Source organism: Echinicola rosea (assembly GCF_005281475.1).
Lineage (GTDB): Bacteria > Bacteroidota > Bacteroidia > Cytophagales > Cyclobacteriaceae > Echinicola > Echinicola rosea.
Map to the genome: position 1 here is coordinate 3,173,204 of NZ_CP040106.1, position 15,951 is coordinate 3,189,154.

General features: G+C 45.8%; 8 protein-coding genes. All 8 read left to right on the top strand.

What is annotated here, in order from left to right; all coding sequences use genetic code 11:
* Positions 1-49 precede the first annotated feature (49 nt).
* Complete coding sequence (locus FDP09_RS12745; protein ID WP_137403027.1) at positions 50-2,758, top strand: DUF5695 domain-containing protein; 2,709 nt, start codon at positions 50-52, stop codon at positions 2,756-2,758.
* Between the two features lie 274 nt (positions 2,759-3,032).
* Positions 3,033-4,055 (top strand): FecR family protein, encoded by a 1,023-nt coding sequence (locus FDP09_RS12750; RefSeq protein WP_137403028.1) that lies wholly within the window; start codon positions 3,033-3,035, stop codon positions 4,053-4,055.
* A gap of 153 nt (positions 4,056-4,208) precedes the next feature.
* Positions 4,209-7,637 (top strand): SusC/RagA family TonB-linked outer membrane protein, encoded by a 3,429-nt coding sequence (locus FDP09_RS12755; protein ID WP_229683440.1) that lies wholly within the window; start codon positions 4,209-4,211, stop codon positions 7,635-7,637.
* A gap of 11 nt (positions 7,638-7,648) precedes the next feature.
* Positions 7,649-9,706, top strand: a complete 2,058-nt coding sequence (locus FDP09_RS12760; protein ID WP_137403029.1) for a RagB/SusD family nutrient uptake outer membrane protein — start codon at positions 7,649-7,651, stop codon at positions 9,704-9,706.
* 12 nt (positions 9,707-9,718) lie between these two features.
* Positions 9,719-10,702 carry a DUF4973 domain-containing protein gene (locus FDP09_RS12765; protein ID WP_137403030.1) on the top strand — a complete coding sequence of 328 codons (984 nt, stop codon included), beginning with the start codon at positions 9,719-9,721 and terminating at the stop codon, positions 10,700-10,702.
* 75 nt (positions 10,703-10,777) lie between these two features.
* Positions 10,778-12,244: an IPT/TIG domain-containing protein gene (locus FDP09_RS12770; RefSeq protein WP_137403031.1), complete on the top strand. Its 1,467-nt coding sequence runs from the start codon at positions 10,778-10,780 to the stop codon at positions 12,242-12,244.
* Between the two features lie 270 nt (positions 12,245-12,514).
* Positions 12,515-14,995, top strand: coding sequence for a glutaminase family protein (locus tag FDP09_RS12775; protein ID WP_137403032.1), 2,481 nt, complete (start codon positions 12,515-12,517; stop codon positions 14,993-14,995).
* A gap of 132 nt (positions 14,996-15,127) precedes the next feature.
* Complete coding sequence (locus tag FDP09_RS12780) at positions 15,128-15,808, top strand: basic secretory protein-like protein (protein WP_137403033.1); 681 nt, start codon at positions 15,128-15,130, stop codon at positions 15,806-15,808.
* The last annotated feature ends 143 nt before the right edge of the window (positions 15,809-15,951 follow it).

Below are 15,951 nucleotides of genomic sequence, written 5' to 3' on the forward strand. Positions count from 1 at the left end.
GCGGTAAATTATGTAATTTTGATATACCATATTTAAACAATGCTGATCTATGTCCAAGAACGTATCCATTCATTTCGCTGTAGCACTGTCCATATTTTTGAGTTTTTCACTAGATGCCCAGACCATTTGGGAGCAGATGGAAAAACAGCCCCAAACCTTAGGGGTTGCCAATGGCTTGGAATACTATGAGACAGCTGCGTTTAAGCTTGGGCTTGTCAAGGACTCGCAGACATTGGCCAGCCTTAAAGCGAAACAAGATTCCACCTTTGATTTTACTCCTTTTGAACATTTAGAGAAAAGGGGAGGGGACCATTTCTATCAGCTGGGCGACCTTAATATCAGGCTTAGAAAGTCAGGACAGGAACCTTGGCTAAGTTATGCCAGTGCTGCTGAGAGGAAGCCCGTAGAAGCACTGGAAGAGTCCGGAGAGGTATTGGCAGCGGCGGATATGTCCACTACTTTTCCCGAGGATATGCCTTTGGAGGTTCATAGATTTTGGGACAGTAAGGACGGGGCTTTGGTATTGCGGTTTACACTTGAAAACACCTCCCCTGACGAAGTGGAAGTAGGGGGATTGGGCATACCGATGATCTTCGATAATATCTTGCACCAAAAAAGCTTGGAAGAAGCTCACCATCAGAAAGTGTTTTTTGACCCCTATATTGGGATGGATGCAGGTTATTTGCAAGTGAACCGGCTGGATGGAAAAGGTCCGGTACTTTTGGTGATGCCATTTGGTGAGACACCATTCGAGGCATACAGTCCGCTCTTGGATGATCCCACGCCGAAGGGGGTGACCTTTGAGGGGTTTCATGAGTGGCAGGTCTTTACGAAGGCATTGGCGGAAGAGGACTGGCAAGGAGCAGATCAGTGGAACCAGCCCCGTTCCAAAATGCTGAGGCCAGGTGAATCGATGGATATAGGATTGAAATTTGTATTGACCGATGAGGTCAGGACGATTGAGGAAAAGCTCATCGAAGAACAGCGTCCAGTGGCGGTGGGCATCCCGGGCTATGTTTTGCCTATGGATGTTGAAGGGAAGCTCTTTCTGAAGTATCCCAATGAAATAGCTTCTATTGACGTTTTTCCAGAAGGTGCAATGAGTCTGGAAAAGCACTTGGCCAAAGATGGTAGCTGGGATGCTTTTAAGGTAAAGGGCAAAAAATGGGGCAGGGCACGACTCACCGTAGCTTATAAGGATGGCACCATCCAGACCATCCATTATAAAGTGATCAAACCGGAATCAGAAGTATTGGATGATATGGGGAGTTTTTTGACCCATCAGCAATGGTACGATAAAGAAGACTTATTTGACAGGAGCCCATCGGTTATTTCTTATGATTACGAAGATCAGAAAAAAGTCCTGCAGGATAGCAGGGCGTGGATAGCGGGCTTGAGTGATGAAGGTGGTGCAGGTTCGTGGCTGGCAGCCATCATGAAACAGCTTGTTGCACCCAATCCCCAAGAAATTGCCCAATTGGAGGAATTCGTTCATCAGACCCTGTGGGGTGGGATCCAATATGCTTCCGGAGACCGAAAATATGGTGTAAAGAAAAGTTTGTTTTATTATGAGCCGGATAGTATGCCCGCAGGAACTTACCGGGATGACATCAATTATAATACGTGGGCAGCTTGGAGTAAAAAGGATGCCTATACGACAGGACGATCCTACAATTACCCTCATGTGACAGCCGCATATTGGGTGATGTTTCGTTTGGCCAAGGAATACGAAGGCTTGGTGGATGAAGCCAAATGGGATTGGTACCTGGACCAAGCTTTCGAGACTGCATTGGCCATGGTGGAGCAGGCGCCCCATTATGCCCAATTTGGCCAAATGGAAGGTAGTGTGTTTGTTTACCTGCTCAGAGATCTTCAAGAGGAAGGTTGGAGCGCAAAGGCATCGACTTTGGAAGAGACCATGAGAAAACGTGCCGATATCTGGGAATCCTTGGCTTACCCATTTGGAAGTGAGATGCCCTGGGATTCTACAGGACAGGAAGAGGTGTACATGTGGTCAGATTACTTTGGCTTTGATCGTAAGGCCAAGGTAACACTAAATGCAATTTTAGCATATTTGCCAACCGTGCCACATTGGGGTTACAATGGCTCGGCGAGAAGGTATTGGGACTTTCTATATGGTGGAAAAATCAGCCGTATCGAACGGCAGCTCCACCACTATGGGTCAGCCCTAAATGCGATACCAGTACTCAAGGCCTACCGTGACAGCCCCGATGACCTTTACCTGCTTCGAGTAGGACATGCCGGCATGATGGGGGCGCTGTCCAATATCACCGAAGATGGATTTGGTCCGGCAGCCTTCCATTCTTTTCCCAGTACCTTGAAAATTGATCCATTGTCGGGTGATTATGGAAGCGGGTTTTATGGCTATGCGGTAAATACCAGCGCTTACCTGTACCATGACAAGCGATTTGGCTGGTTAGGATTTGGGGGGAATGTGGAGGAAGACCGTAAATTGATAACGCTTAACCTTACCACAGGGGCAAGAAATGCGGTGTTCATCGCTCCTGTGAAGGCTTGGGTTACCACCAAATCAGGGGAAATTACCAAGGTCAGTTATGATCAGGAAACGAAGTCGATCACTGTCAGTGTTATCGGAAACCAATTTACCCCAGCAGCCAACATCCACATAGAAGCGGCTGGATACCAATTGGCGGACGGGCAGGTGCCGACAGATGGGGTGATCACACTGCCCTTGGAAGGGAAATCTACTAAGCAATTCAGGCTAGTAGTTGAATAAGAATTGATTATTAATTAGGGGTTTATTATACTTAAAAGGGAGAGAAGCTGTTTCTTTCCTTTTTTTTGTATATCCGCCATGATACCAGAATTCACATCGGTGTAAAATAGGTCCTCACTGAAACCACTGGAGTCTCAGAAAAGCCGGATTTCATTCTGGGGATGCAGTGAGGATTAGCATTTAATGACAAGAAAGCGGATAATCAGACTTTTTTTTCATTCCGTGTGAGTATTTGTCTTTGCTCAGCGGTATATCCTTTTGTAACACCGAACAAATGGATAGAGAAAAACAACTTAAAGCATTTTATAAAGGGACATTGCCTCAAGAGGAAGTTGAGGAGTTTTTGCAATGGTATTGCTCCAAGGAAGGGGAGGTTTTTATAGCAGCGAGGTTGGAAACACACTGGAAAGAAGGCATTTCTGAAAAGGATAAGGAAGAAACCTTTGACAAAGAAGCGATCTTCAGTAAGATATTGAAGAAGCGGGAAAAGCATGCCTTGCCCGCCAGGAGTGAGGCTGAAAAGCCCTCAGGCCATAGAGGATTGATTTTTAAAATTGCCGCAGGACTGGTGATGTTTTTGTCATTAAGCCTTTTTGGGTATGAGTATTTCTGGCATAACGCCGGAGCAAAGCTGAACCAGGAGGCCTTGGCCATGGACATCAAATCCAATCCCGCTGGACAAAAATCCAAGATAAAACTCCCGGATGGTACTATCGTGTACCTCAATTCAGCGAGTTCACTGGAATTTCCTGTGGATTTTGCTACCAACCGTCAGGTGAAATTACAGGGCGAGGCATTTTTTGAGGTCTTTCCTGATAAGGAGCATCCCTTTTCAGTGGAGAGCAGGGGGATTAAGACCACAGCCTTGGGGACTGCCTTTAACATCAAGGCCTATGGAGATATGGCCGAGACCGAAGTGGCACTGGCCCATGGAAAGGTACGGGTAGAAGCAGGCAATGATGACCAACTGGAGCTGATCCCCGGCGAAGCGGCGGTAAGCAATGTGCAAAATAACGCATTCGATAAGAAAAATGTAAACATCGAAAAGATCCTTTTCTGGAAAGAGGGGATTCTTCATTTCGATGGGGCTTCATTCGATGAAGTAGTCAACACCTTGGAACGGTGGTACAATGTTTCCATTCAGATAGATGGGAAGTACGACAGTAAATTCCAATGTTCTGGAACTTTTGATAAGAACGAATACCTCGATAATGTCCTCGATATCTTGGGGCACTCGATCGGGTTTGACTTCCAGATAAACAAGAAAAAAGTAACCCTGATCTTTCACCAAAACTGAGCTTGCCTATGGGAAAATAAAGTTGACAAAAAATGTCCGGAAATGTACGGCAATACACTCCCGGACAAACATCAATCTCATCATGATTCTGGCAGCCAATGGACTGGAACTCCCGCTGCCAAAAAACTTATGTTCAATTGATATACCCAAAATATGAAACAAAATTTAACCCAGAAAATAATTATGGTCTCAAAATATGCAGGCTATTGTTTTATGATCCTGACCTTGACCATGAACTCCTTACTGGCAAGCAATTCATCCGCCCAGGTAAAGGGTATCGATGAAGTCTATATACAGCTGTCCAGTGGCCAAAAGGCACTGGGGCAGGCATTGGATGATATCGAGAAGAATACTGCTTTCCATTTCTTTTATACGGACAGGAATCTCGACAAATCACAGCTGGTGAACATTTCCAATAAAAAGGCGACAGTAGCATCCCACTTAGAGGAAATGGCGCTGAGCCTGGGACTGGAATTCAGACAGGTCAACAATAGCATTAGTGTCAAGAAAGTGAAGGACAAGGGGGGAGTACTGCCCAGTCCACCTATTGAGCTATTTAAAGAAGTTACCGGTGTCGTTACCGACGAAGAAGGTGAGCCCCTTCCGGGTGCATCCGTACTGATAGAAGGAGAACCAAACAGGGGAACCGTAACCGATATCGATGGAACCTATTCCATTGATGTATCAGAAGGAACGACCTTGATATTCAGCTATATCGGTTTTGAATCTTATAAGGTGAAAGTTGGTTCGCAGTCAAAAATCGATGTAGTGCTGATGGTCAATGCGGAATCACTCGATGAGGTTGTCGTTGTCGGTTTTGGTGAGCAGAAGAAGATTTCCCTTACCGGTGCAGTGTCCACTGTGAATGTGGACGATATGAAATCAAATCCTACTTCTAGTCTGTCAAACGCCCTGGCGGGAAATGTCCCCGGAGTAATGGGAATGATGCAGTCTGGACAGCCAGGAAAGAATATATCTGAATTCTGGATCCGTGGGATATCCACATTTGGTGGAGGTACCAACCCCCTTGTGCTGGTAGATAATATCGAACGGGATTTGAATGAACTTAACATAGAGGATATCCAGTCGATTACGGTGCTGAAGGATGCAGCCGAAACAGCCATGTATGGTTCTAGAGGGGCCAATGGTGTGATCCTGATCACCACCAAAAGAGGAAGCGCCGGTAAAATAGATGTGAACTTCAAAGACGAATTTATCTATAATACCCGCACCATTACGCCTGAGTTTGAAGATGGTGTAACCTATGCGAGGCTTTTGAATGAATCGCGGATCACCCGAAACGAAGGGCCGATTTACCAACCTGAGGAGCTAGAGATTTTAAGGCTGGGATTGGATCCAGATCTGTATCCGAATGTAGATTGGAAAAACCTGCTGCTGAGAGATGGAGCAATGACCTACCGTGCCAATATCAACATGAGTGGTGGGGGGCCTACTTCCCGGTATTATGCTTCGGGAAGCTATATCAATGAAGGAGGTATGTATGAAATCGATCAATCTCTGAAGGACGATTATAATACCAATGCAGATTATAAGCGCTGGAATTACCGTCTAAATGCTGACTTTAACCTTACTGAAACCACGGAAGTGAAAATTGGCGTTGCCGGTTCGCTCAGCAAAAGAAACAGCCCGGGACTGGGAGATGTGGATTTTTGGGGGTCGCTATTTGGCTATTCTCCCATCCGCACGCCAGTACTCTATTCCAATGGCTATGTGCCCTCTATTGGAACAGGCAATCAAACCAATCCATGGGTAATGGCCACCCAAACGGGCTTCAACGAAAATTGGGTCAACAAGGTACAGACCAATATTACGGTCGAGCAGGATTTGGGTTTCCTCACGGAAGGCCTTCGCGTCAGGGGGATCGTAGGCTATGATATCCTAAATACCAACAACATCCAACGCCGAAAATGGCCAGAGCAATGGCGGGCTGCCCGTGCACGTGATGTAAACGGAGATTTGGTGTTTACGCATATTTCCGATCCCAGTGAGATGTTTCAGTCCAGTACTTCTACTGGAAATAGGCTTGAATTCTACGACTTGATGATCAATTACAACCGAGATATAGGTGATCACCACGTTGGAGGAGCAGCCCGATTTACACGCGATTCATACGTGCAGACGGTTAACCTCGGGGGGGATATCAAAAATGGCATTGCCAGGCGAAATCAAGCCTTGGCCGGCCGCTTGATTTATAACTGGAAATACCGCTATTTTGTCAACTTTAATTTTGGCTATACAGGGTCGGAAAACTTTGCCCCGGGAGAGCAATACGGTTTTTTCCCTGCCGTCTCATTCGCTTGGAATCTTGCAGAAGAGGACTTCGTGAAAGATAATATTGGCTGGCTGAATTTGTTCAAAATTCGCTATTCCTACGGAAAAGCGGGTAATGATCAGTTAATGGGTGGAGAGCGGTTCCCTTATCTCTATACGATTTCACCCATTACCAATGATGATGGCGATCCGACCGGAGGTTATCAATGGGCAGATTATGGTTCTGACAGGTATTTTGGAGGGATGATGTATTCGCAGGTAGCCTCTCCCTATGTGACTTGGGAAGTGGCCACGAAGCAAAACTTGGGTTTTGATATAGAGACCAATCACATTACCGCTAATATCGATTTCTTTGACGAAGAGCGTACAGGGATTTACATGGCACGGGAGTTTTTGCCTGACATGGTGGGCTTGGAAAGTACGCCACGGGCCAATGTGGGCATCGTAAAGTCCCGTGGACTGGATGGCCGTCTGAAATACATACAGCAAATCGGTCAAGTGACACTGACGGCTAGAAGTAATATCACTTATAGTAAAAACGAGATCGTCGAAAAAGACGAAGAGAACAACGTTTACCCTTACCAGAATGAGGAAGGTTTCCGTGTCGGCCAGTCCAAAGGCTTAATAGCCCTCGGCTTGTTTGAGGACTACGATGACATTAGGAATAGTCCTACCCAGACGTTTGGGGAATACCAACCTGGCGATATCAAATATAAAGATGTCAATGGTGACGGGGTCATAAACGATGGTGATCGCGTGGCTATCGGTGCCACCAGAAGGCCAAACTTGATTTATGGATTAGGGGCTTCTGCCAATTGGCGCGGATTCAGTCTTGGCGTGCACTTCCAAGGTGCCGGAAAGTCAACTTTTTCTACCTACGGCAAAACCGTTCATGCCTTTAGTGAAGGAGAGTGGGGACAGGTCATGAAAGGAGTGATGGGGGACAACCGCTGGATCTCTGCAGATATATCCGAGGATCCTTCTACCGAAAACCCCAATGCGTCCTATCCACGCTTAAGCTATGGTGAAAATCCCAATAATTTCAGGGAATCTACCTTTTGGCTACGGGACGGACGCTACCTAAGGCTTAAGACGGTAAATATAAGCTATAATTTACCAAAGAGCATTACTCGATTGATACGGGCAGACAATATCCGGCTTTACGTGATCGGGACGAATATGTTCACGTGGTCCAAGTTTAAACTTTGGGATCCAGAGTTGGCTACGCCAAGAGGGGAAGATTATCCTCCTGCCAAATCCATTACACTTGGAATTAATATAAACCTGTAAACTGAAAAGCGATGCAAAAGAAAATATTATATACTGTTCTATTGCTTGTGTGCGGCACAGGCCTGATTTCTTCTTGTAACGACGATTACTTGGATTCCAGCCAATACTTCAAGGATCGCCTCACAGAAGAAAAGGTATTTCAGAGCAAGGTCTATTCAGAAGAATGGTTGGCCAATGTGTTTGAGGAACTGGGTGGAATCAATGCGGATGTGGCCAGTAAGGGAATTACGCCCCATAATTTTGCCGACGGGATGTACTATGGGGACAGGGACAGTGATTATGACCCATCCAAAGATGAACTATCCTACAACATGTTCAAGATGGGAGAATATACCGAAAATGACAAGCAGGGCACTTGGACGAGGTGTTATCGCGGTATCCGGAATGCATCGACTTTCATTCATAATATTTACATGAATACCGAGATGTCGGCCAAAGAGAAAGAAGACTACAGAGGGCAAGCGCGGTTTGCAAGGGCATACCTGTATTGGTTATTGCTGCGCAAATATGGTCCCATTCCCTTATTGCCAGATGAGGGGTTGGATTATACCAAAAGCTACGATGAACTGGCCATTCCGCGAAGTACTTATGAGGAGTGCGCTGAGTTTATTAGCAATGAAATGCTGCTCGCAGCCCAAGAGATGGCCACCCTTGGAATGGTAAGGGGGCAAGAGAGTTCTGCTCGTCCTGCACCCGGTGCGGCACTGGCGGCACGTGCCAAAGTGCTAATCTATGCTGCCAGTCCATTAGCCAATGGAAATACGTCAAGCTATGCAGCACGATTGGTAGATGACGAAGGAAACCGACTCCTTTCTTCGGACTATCAAGAAGAAAAATGGGCAAAGGCTGCTGCTGCTGCCAGGGACGTGATCGAACTTGGGGTCTACGAATTGTACACGGTGCCTCTTCAGGAAACAGGGGACAATGCGACAGTAATACCCCCGGATGATCACAATTTTTCTGATAAAACATGGCCAGATGGCTGGGCGAATATCGATCCGGCCAAATCATACGCTCAGGTGTTTGACGGTACCTTGCCACCTTCAGGAAATCCAGAATTGATTTTTACCCGCGGCAACAACCAGGGTGGAGAAAGTATCAGGGCGATGGTTGCCCATCAATTGCCCCGATCTGCCACTGGTTGGAACACCCATGGGCTTACCCAAAAAGTGGTGGATGCCTACTATATGAACGATGGCACGGATGTACCAGGCAAGGATATGGAAATCGGCCGTGGGGACGGTTCCGAGCGTGTAAGTGGCTACGTAAGCCAAGAGGACTATGAAGCGGGAAAGTATCGACCGCTCATGCCAGGTGTGTCCCTGCAATATGCCAATCGTGAACCACGGTTTTATGCTTCGGTGGCTTTCAATGGCAGTTTCTGGTCATTGCTAAATGAATCACAAGAAAGAAACCGTAACCAACAGGTCTTTTACTACAGGGACAATCCAAGAGGGAATGGTTTTAATTCATCCAATGCATACTGGCTACGAACAGGTTTTGGCATAAAGAAATATGTCCATCCCAATGACACTTATGAAGGAGGCGATATCGAAAATATCGTGTACAAACCTGAACCTGCCATTCGGTATGCCGATATTCTGCTTATGTATGCTGAAGCGCTGAACGAACTTGACGGTTCGCATACCATTCCATCTTGGGATGGAGGTAATTATACCATTTCGCGAAATATCAATGAGATTCAAAGAGGCGTTCATCCTGTGCGCATCCGAGCGGGTGTACCAGACTATCCCGACGCCGTGTACAGTAACAAGGAGGAATTGAGGAAAAGGCTGAAGCGGGAGCGTTTCATTGAGCTTTTGGCAGAAGGACAACGGTACTATGACCTCCGTCGATGGATGGATGCTCCTGAGGAGGAGTCCTTACCGATGTATGGTTGTAATGTCCTGATGAATGAAGAGGAGCGAGATCTCTTCCACCAGCCGGTAGCCGTATGGGCGCTAGAGACCACCTTTGCAGATAAAATGTGGTTTTGGCCGATTAGCCATACCGAACTCAAAAGGAACAACCGCCTTACACAAAATCCAGGATGGACTTATAACGACTAAACAGAAATCATCATGAATAAATCATATATACCGTTTCTTCTGTTATCGTTGCTTATCATTTGCAGCTCGTGTAACGATGAGTGGACGGAAGAACAATTCGAGAATTTCGTTTCATTTAAAGCACCCGTGACGAGCGAAGGGGTTTGCGATATCTATATTCGATATAGGGAGGATGAAGAAACGGTCTTCCAGCAACCCTTGATTGTCAGTGGCTCCCGAACCAACGCACTAGATAGAACTGTGCATGTCGCGGTAGATTCCGATACCCTAGAGGTGCTGAATTATGAGCACTTTCAAAACCGGCAGGATTTTTATTACCGGGAATTGGACAGTAAGTATTACGAAATTCCTTCTACAGTGGACATCAAGGCTGGGGAAAATACCTCATTAATGACCATTGATTTTAGGTTAAAGGACATCGATATGGTGGATAAGTGGGTGCTCCCACTGACGATCAAAGATGATCCATCTTACAATTATGTCGCCAACCCCAGAAAGCACTACCGTAAAGCGCTCCTGCGAATCCATCCGTTTAATGACTATTCCGGTACTTACAGCGGAACTGCCTTGAAAACCACCATGGAGGGTTATGAAGACGAAACCCCAATTGTGAAAGAGGAAATTCGTGCTTATGTGGTGGATGAAAATACGGTGTTTTTCTATGCTGGGAACATTGATGAGGACCGTCAGGACCGTAGGAAATACAAGGTTTATGCAGATTTTGACCAGAATGGTGCAGTCACCTTTTATTCGGACAATCCCGATATGAAATTTCAAGTAAACAAGGATGCCAGCTACACCATCAATGAACAAATGGATGAAATACGTCCGTACCTCCTGCACCGATACCTCACCATTAACAACATCGATTATCAATTTTCGGATTATACCATGGTACCCAATGTGGATATCAACTACAAGGTGTCAGGTTCGCTGATTCTAGAACGCCAATTGAATACCCAGATTCCTGATGAAGATCAGGCAATAGAATGGTGAAAAAGAGCGTAACGATTTAATTAAAATGCGGGGGATATAACCCCAGTAGTATGGCGAATTAAAAATCTAAAAATTATGCGTTTAAATATAATAATCAATAACAAGGGGCTGCATATACTTTATGGGCTATTGGCTATGGCATGTGTGCTCTTTTACGGTTGTCAGATCGACAACCAAGAGGAAATGGAATATTCACCCTTTGATCCATCCCAGCCAGTTGTGGTATCCGGTTTTACACCGAGCTCCGGGGGCGCGGGCCAGCGTCTTGTGATTTACGGCCAGAACTTCGGCATTGACCCTGATATTGTTTCCGTATCGATCGGGGGAAAAGAGGCAAAGGTAATCAATGTAAACGGCGAGTCACTTTATTGTCTGGTGCCCAAGCAGGCATTTGATGGGGATATTCAAGTGCGCGTGGGGACGGACGAAATGCAGGTCGTTTCTGATGCTGACAAGTATTTCGACTATCAGCGTAAGATGGTCGTGTCCACGCTGGTCGGATACAAAAATGACCGAGGTGATGAGCCATGGAAGGATGGGAAGTTTAAAGCAGATAACCCAAATGATATGGCGAGTGGTTTTTGGGAACCTTCCTTCATGAAATTTGACCCATTAAATCCCAAGCACCTTTGGGTGACATTTGATTTTAACAATGGGCTTTACCTGATCGATTTGGAGGACAGCACAGTGACCAAGAAGCGTTCGGATTTTGATCGGCCCAGGAGTATTGATTTTACCAATGATGGCCAATACATGATCATCGCCGAGGACCGAGGTGGAGAAAATGACCGTGCTACGTACCGGCTGTCACGCGATAAGGATTGGCAAGACCGGGAGATCCTGACCCGTTACAGGCAGTGTAACGGCGCATCAGTCCATCCGGTAAATGGTGAGCTGTACTTCAATAGCTATGAAAAAGGACAGTTTTTTCGCTTTGATTTGAATAAATACTTCAGCGATGGCCTAGGAAACAAAGATTATGAAACCTTGTTCGTCGTGCATGATCCACAGTGGGAATATAAGGTCTTTATCCATCCATCTGGGAATTATGCTTATATTCTGGTGATTAACCAGCATTATATCCTACGGGTGGATTATAATTGGGACAAGGAACAGTTTAATCAACCTTATCTGGTGTGTGGGCAGCTTCGAAGTCCGGGTTATCAAGATGGTGTTGGCTCGGATGTGCGGATGAGAAATCCCTATCAGGGTGTATTTGTGAAAAATGAGGAATATGCGGCAGAAGGTAAACCTGATGAATATGATTTCTATTTTACGGACCAATATAACCATGCCATTAGAAAGCTTACACCTCAAGGCAGTGTGACGACCTTTGCAGGCAGGGGAAGCTCAAGTATTAATCCAGACCCATACGGTTATGTAGATGGAGACCTGAGGGAGGAAGCGCGTTTTGACAGGCCTTCAGGAATTGCCTATAGTGATGGGGCATTTTACATTGGCGACCAGATGAATCACCGGATCCGAAAAATAGCCCTGGAGGAAATGGATTCGGATGGTGAGGAAGAAGAAATGGACGAATGACAGCAATTATTTAGAACTATAATAACAAATTATTGTCGTCCGGTTAAAGATTTTAAGATTGAAAAAAATTCGTCTAAATCTGCCCTTAAATTCCCTAGAGGGGACTTTCTTATCATCCGCTCAAAGAACGGGCAGTTTGACGAAATCGAGTAAATCTTATCTATTTTCATTTGAAGCTACGTTTTTAGCGCAAGTGAAATTCCTCTTACCTACTCGACTAACAAATAATATATCAATAGGGATAAAATCTAATCCTTACAATACGACAGCATGAGAAGTATAAAAAGAGTATTTGCATTGATCACTTTGGGTTTTGGATTACACTTCGGTCAAGATGCCCTGGCGCAGGATGCGCTCAGGGCTCCTGCCTACCCGTTGATCACCCACAATCCTAATTTTAGTATCTGGTCCATGGGCGATGAGCTGAACAATAGCTCTCCCAAGCATTGGACTACTGCAGACCAAGGGATGCTGGGCCTTATAAAAGTGGATGGGGAAATCTACCGCTTTTTGGGAAAGGAGAAAAAACAGTATTCCAGTATTTTGCCCACCAGTGATGAAGCAGATTATCAACTGAGCTATACGGAAACCCAGCCAGGTAATGGTTGGTTTTTGTCGGATTTTGATGATCAAGGCTGGAAGTCAGGAAAAGCTCCCTTTACGGATCAGCGAAAAGAGGGAGGTACCTTTTGGAACACCGATGAGCTCTGGCTGAGGAGGGAGTTTGATCTGGATGACGTGTCGGCATTAAGCAAACTTAACCTGAAAATCCGGCACGATGATAATATTATGGTTTACCTAAATGGAGAGCAGATTTATGAGTTGGAAGGCTGGATCCATCGATTTTCATATGTGGCGATACCCAAAGAGGTACAGCAAAGGCTCCAAGAAGAGGATAATGTCTTGGCTGTACACATAAAAAATACGGCAGGAGGCCGGTGGTTGGATGTAGGCTTGGCAGAGGAGAAAGAAATTCCTGCCGTCAAGGATATTCAGACTGCTCCACAGAAGTCTGTAAGTCTATCTGCTACCCAAACGAAATATTCCTTCGATTGTGGAGGGATCGGTTTGGACGTGACCTTCACTTCCCCACTGCTAATGGACGATCTGGACTTGATGGCCAGGCCTATTTCATATATCACGACCGCTACCAAATCTACCGATGGCAACTCCCATGAAGTGGAGGTTTACCTAGGTGTGTCCAGTGATATTGCCGTCCATCAGCCGTACCAGGAAGTGGCCGCGGATCAGTATTCGTTTGGAAGCCTTGATATCATGAAAGTAGGCACTACCGAGCAGAATGTTTTGGGTCGAAAAGGAGATGATGTCCGCATTGATTGGGGGCATGCCTATGTGGCGGTAAGTGATCATCCCCAAGCCAAACAATGGATCAGTACTGCGCAAAGTGCCTTGGAATCTATTGCCAACGCGACTTTTCGAGACAAAAAACTGAAAGGCAAAAGCTTGGTGCTAAACAGTCTGGTAAACCTTGGTATGGTAGGCGATGAAAAACAGGAACAAGTGTTTTTGGTCGGATACGATGAAGAGACCGCGATACAGCTTTTTGGCGAAAACCTATTGCCATGGTGGAAAACGGCTGCTGGCGGTAAGTTTGAATCCCAGCTGGTACTGGCTTCTGAGGATTACCCAGAAGTGATGGGCCGATGTGAAGCCTTTGACCAACAGCTTCATAGTGAAGCGCTAAAGGCAGGTGGACAAAAGTACGCGGATATGTGCGTATTGGCTTATAGACAAGCGATTGCCGCGCATACATTGGTGGAGGGACCTCGCGGGGAACTGCTCTTCCTGTCAAAAGAAAACAACAGCAATGGTTCCATCAATACTGTGGACGTGACTTATCCCTCTGCTCCGTTGTTTTTACGGTATAATCCCGATTTGATGGAAGGAATGCTCAATGGAATCTTTTTCTATTCGGAAAGTGGACGTTGGAAGAAGCCTTTCCCGGCCCATGACTTGGGGACATACCCGATAGCCAATGGCCAGACCTATGGAGAGGATATGCCCGTGGAGGAAGCAGGTAACATGCTTCTGCTGACAGCGGCCATTGTCCATCAGGAAAATGATGCTGCTTATGCCAAAGCGCATTGGGAAGTATTGACCCTCTGGGCGGAATACTTGCGCAAAAGTGGTTTTGATCCTGCAAATCAGCTATCGACAGATGACTTTGCAGGGCACTTGGCCAGAAATGCCAACCTCTCGGTGAAAGCTATTTTGGCCTTGGCTGCTTATGGGAAAATGGCGGGCATGCAAGGTATGAAGGAGGTCGAAGAAGATTATATCACCGAAGCGCGGGGAATGGCTAAGCAATGGATGAAACTGGCGGCTGATGGAGATCATTATTCATTGGCTTTTGAGCGGCCAGGAACCTGGAGTCAAAAATATAACTTGGTTTGGGATGAGATTCTGGACTTAGGTGTCTTTCCTGAAGAAGTGGCGGACAAGGAAGTCGCTTATTACCTGACCAAGCAAGAAAAATATGGCCTGCCGCTGGATAGCAGAAAAACATATACCAAGTCCGATTGGGTGTTTTGGAGTGCATCATTGGCTGATAGCCATGCCGACTTTGAGGCCTTGATCGACCCGATGTGGAAGTATGCCAATGAAACGGCCAACCGGGTACCCATTAGCGATTGGCATGAAACTAAAGATGCCCATGTGATGAATTTCCGTGCACGGTCTGTAGTGGGCGGCTATTTTATTCAATTGCTCTATTTAAGGGGAGCATATTAATTGGATAGCGAGTATGCTGTTCGGAATTTATTATTTCTAACGTTGAATTTTGGGAATTTGGAATCCTTGTGGTAAATATAGGGATTCCAAATTCTATGTAGTATTATACCTAATAACGAATAACTAAAGCGCATGATGAAGCAATTAACCCTACTGTTTTTACTCATCCTGACAGCAGGAAGTGGACTTCAGGCCAAAACAGGAGAAGAAGTAATTACCAAAGGCAAATACACCTTGACTTTTGTGAATCAAGATCCAGAACTGGATGAAGAGGTAAAAGAGGGCTTGATCAGCACATTCTTTAGGGTTTACCCAAAGATGTCAAAGGCCTTCAACAAGGAGGCGACCAAAAATGTGACCGTGACCATCGATACTGCTTATAATGGTGTAGCATATGCCCATGATGGCAAGATCACCATCGCTTCCAAATGGCTCGATAAAAAACCTGGTGACCTGGATGTGATCACCCATGAAGGGATGCATTTGGTGCAGGCATATCCCGGTGGATCAGGGCCAGGCTGGTTAACAGAAGGAATCGCAGATTATGTGCGCTATGCCTATGGAGTGGACAATGATGGAGCAGGCTGGTCATTGCCCGATTTCGATCCGAAACATTCCTATGAGAACAGCTATCGTATCACAGCGCGCTTTTTGCTTTGGGTCACCCAAACGTACGACAGGCACTTTGTCAAAGAATTGGACAAGCATATGCGGAGCAAAACCTATTCGGAAAACCTTTGGAAGGAATATACAGGCTTGACACTGGACGAGCTTTGGGAAACGTATGCGAATAACCCTACCGTAAAAATTTAGCAAGTGTCTTATCATACAATAAGGCTGTCCGATATATGAAATCCATGTTCACTGTTGCTGTTAAGCCGTGAAGGGTAGCAAAAAACTTCTTCATTTCCACAGTGATGCCTACAAACGGTCCTATATTGGACAGTTTACTAAAA

Coding starts and splice junctions, on each gene's coding strand:
- FDP09_RS12745 (WP_137403027.1), top strand. CDS start 50: ATGTCCAAGAACGTATCCATTCATTTCGCTGTAGCACTGTCCATATTT.
- FDP09_RS12750 (WP_137403028.1), top strand. CDS start 3,033: ATGGATAGAGAAAAACAACTTAAAGCATTTTATAAAGGGACATTGCCT.
- FDP09_RS12755 (WP_229683440.1), top strand. CDS start 4,209: ATGAAACAAAATTTAACCCAGAAAATAATTATGGTCTCAAAATATGCA.
- FDP09_RS12760 (WP_137403029.1), top strand. CDS start 7,649: ATGCAAAAGAAAATATTATATACTGTTCTATTGCTTGTGTGCGGCACA.
- FDP09_RS12765 (WP_137403030.1), top strand. CDS start 9,719: ATGAATAAATCATATATACCGTTTCTTCTGTTATCGTTGCTTATCATT.
- FDP09_RS12770 (WP_137403031.1), top strand. CDS start 10,778: ATGCGTTTAAATATAATAATCAATAACAAGGGGCTGCATATACTTTAT.
- FDP09_RS12775 (WP_137403032.1), top strand. CDS start 12,515: ATGAGAAGTATAAAAAGAGTATTTGCATTGATCACTTTGGGTTTTGGA.
- FDP09_RS12780 (WP_137403033.1), top strand. CDS start 15,128: ATGATGAAGCAATTAACCCTACTGTTTTTACTCATCCTGACAGCAGGA.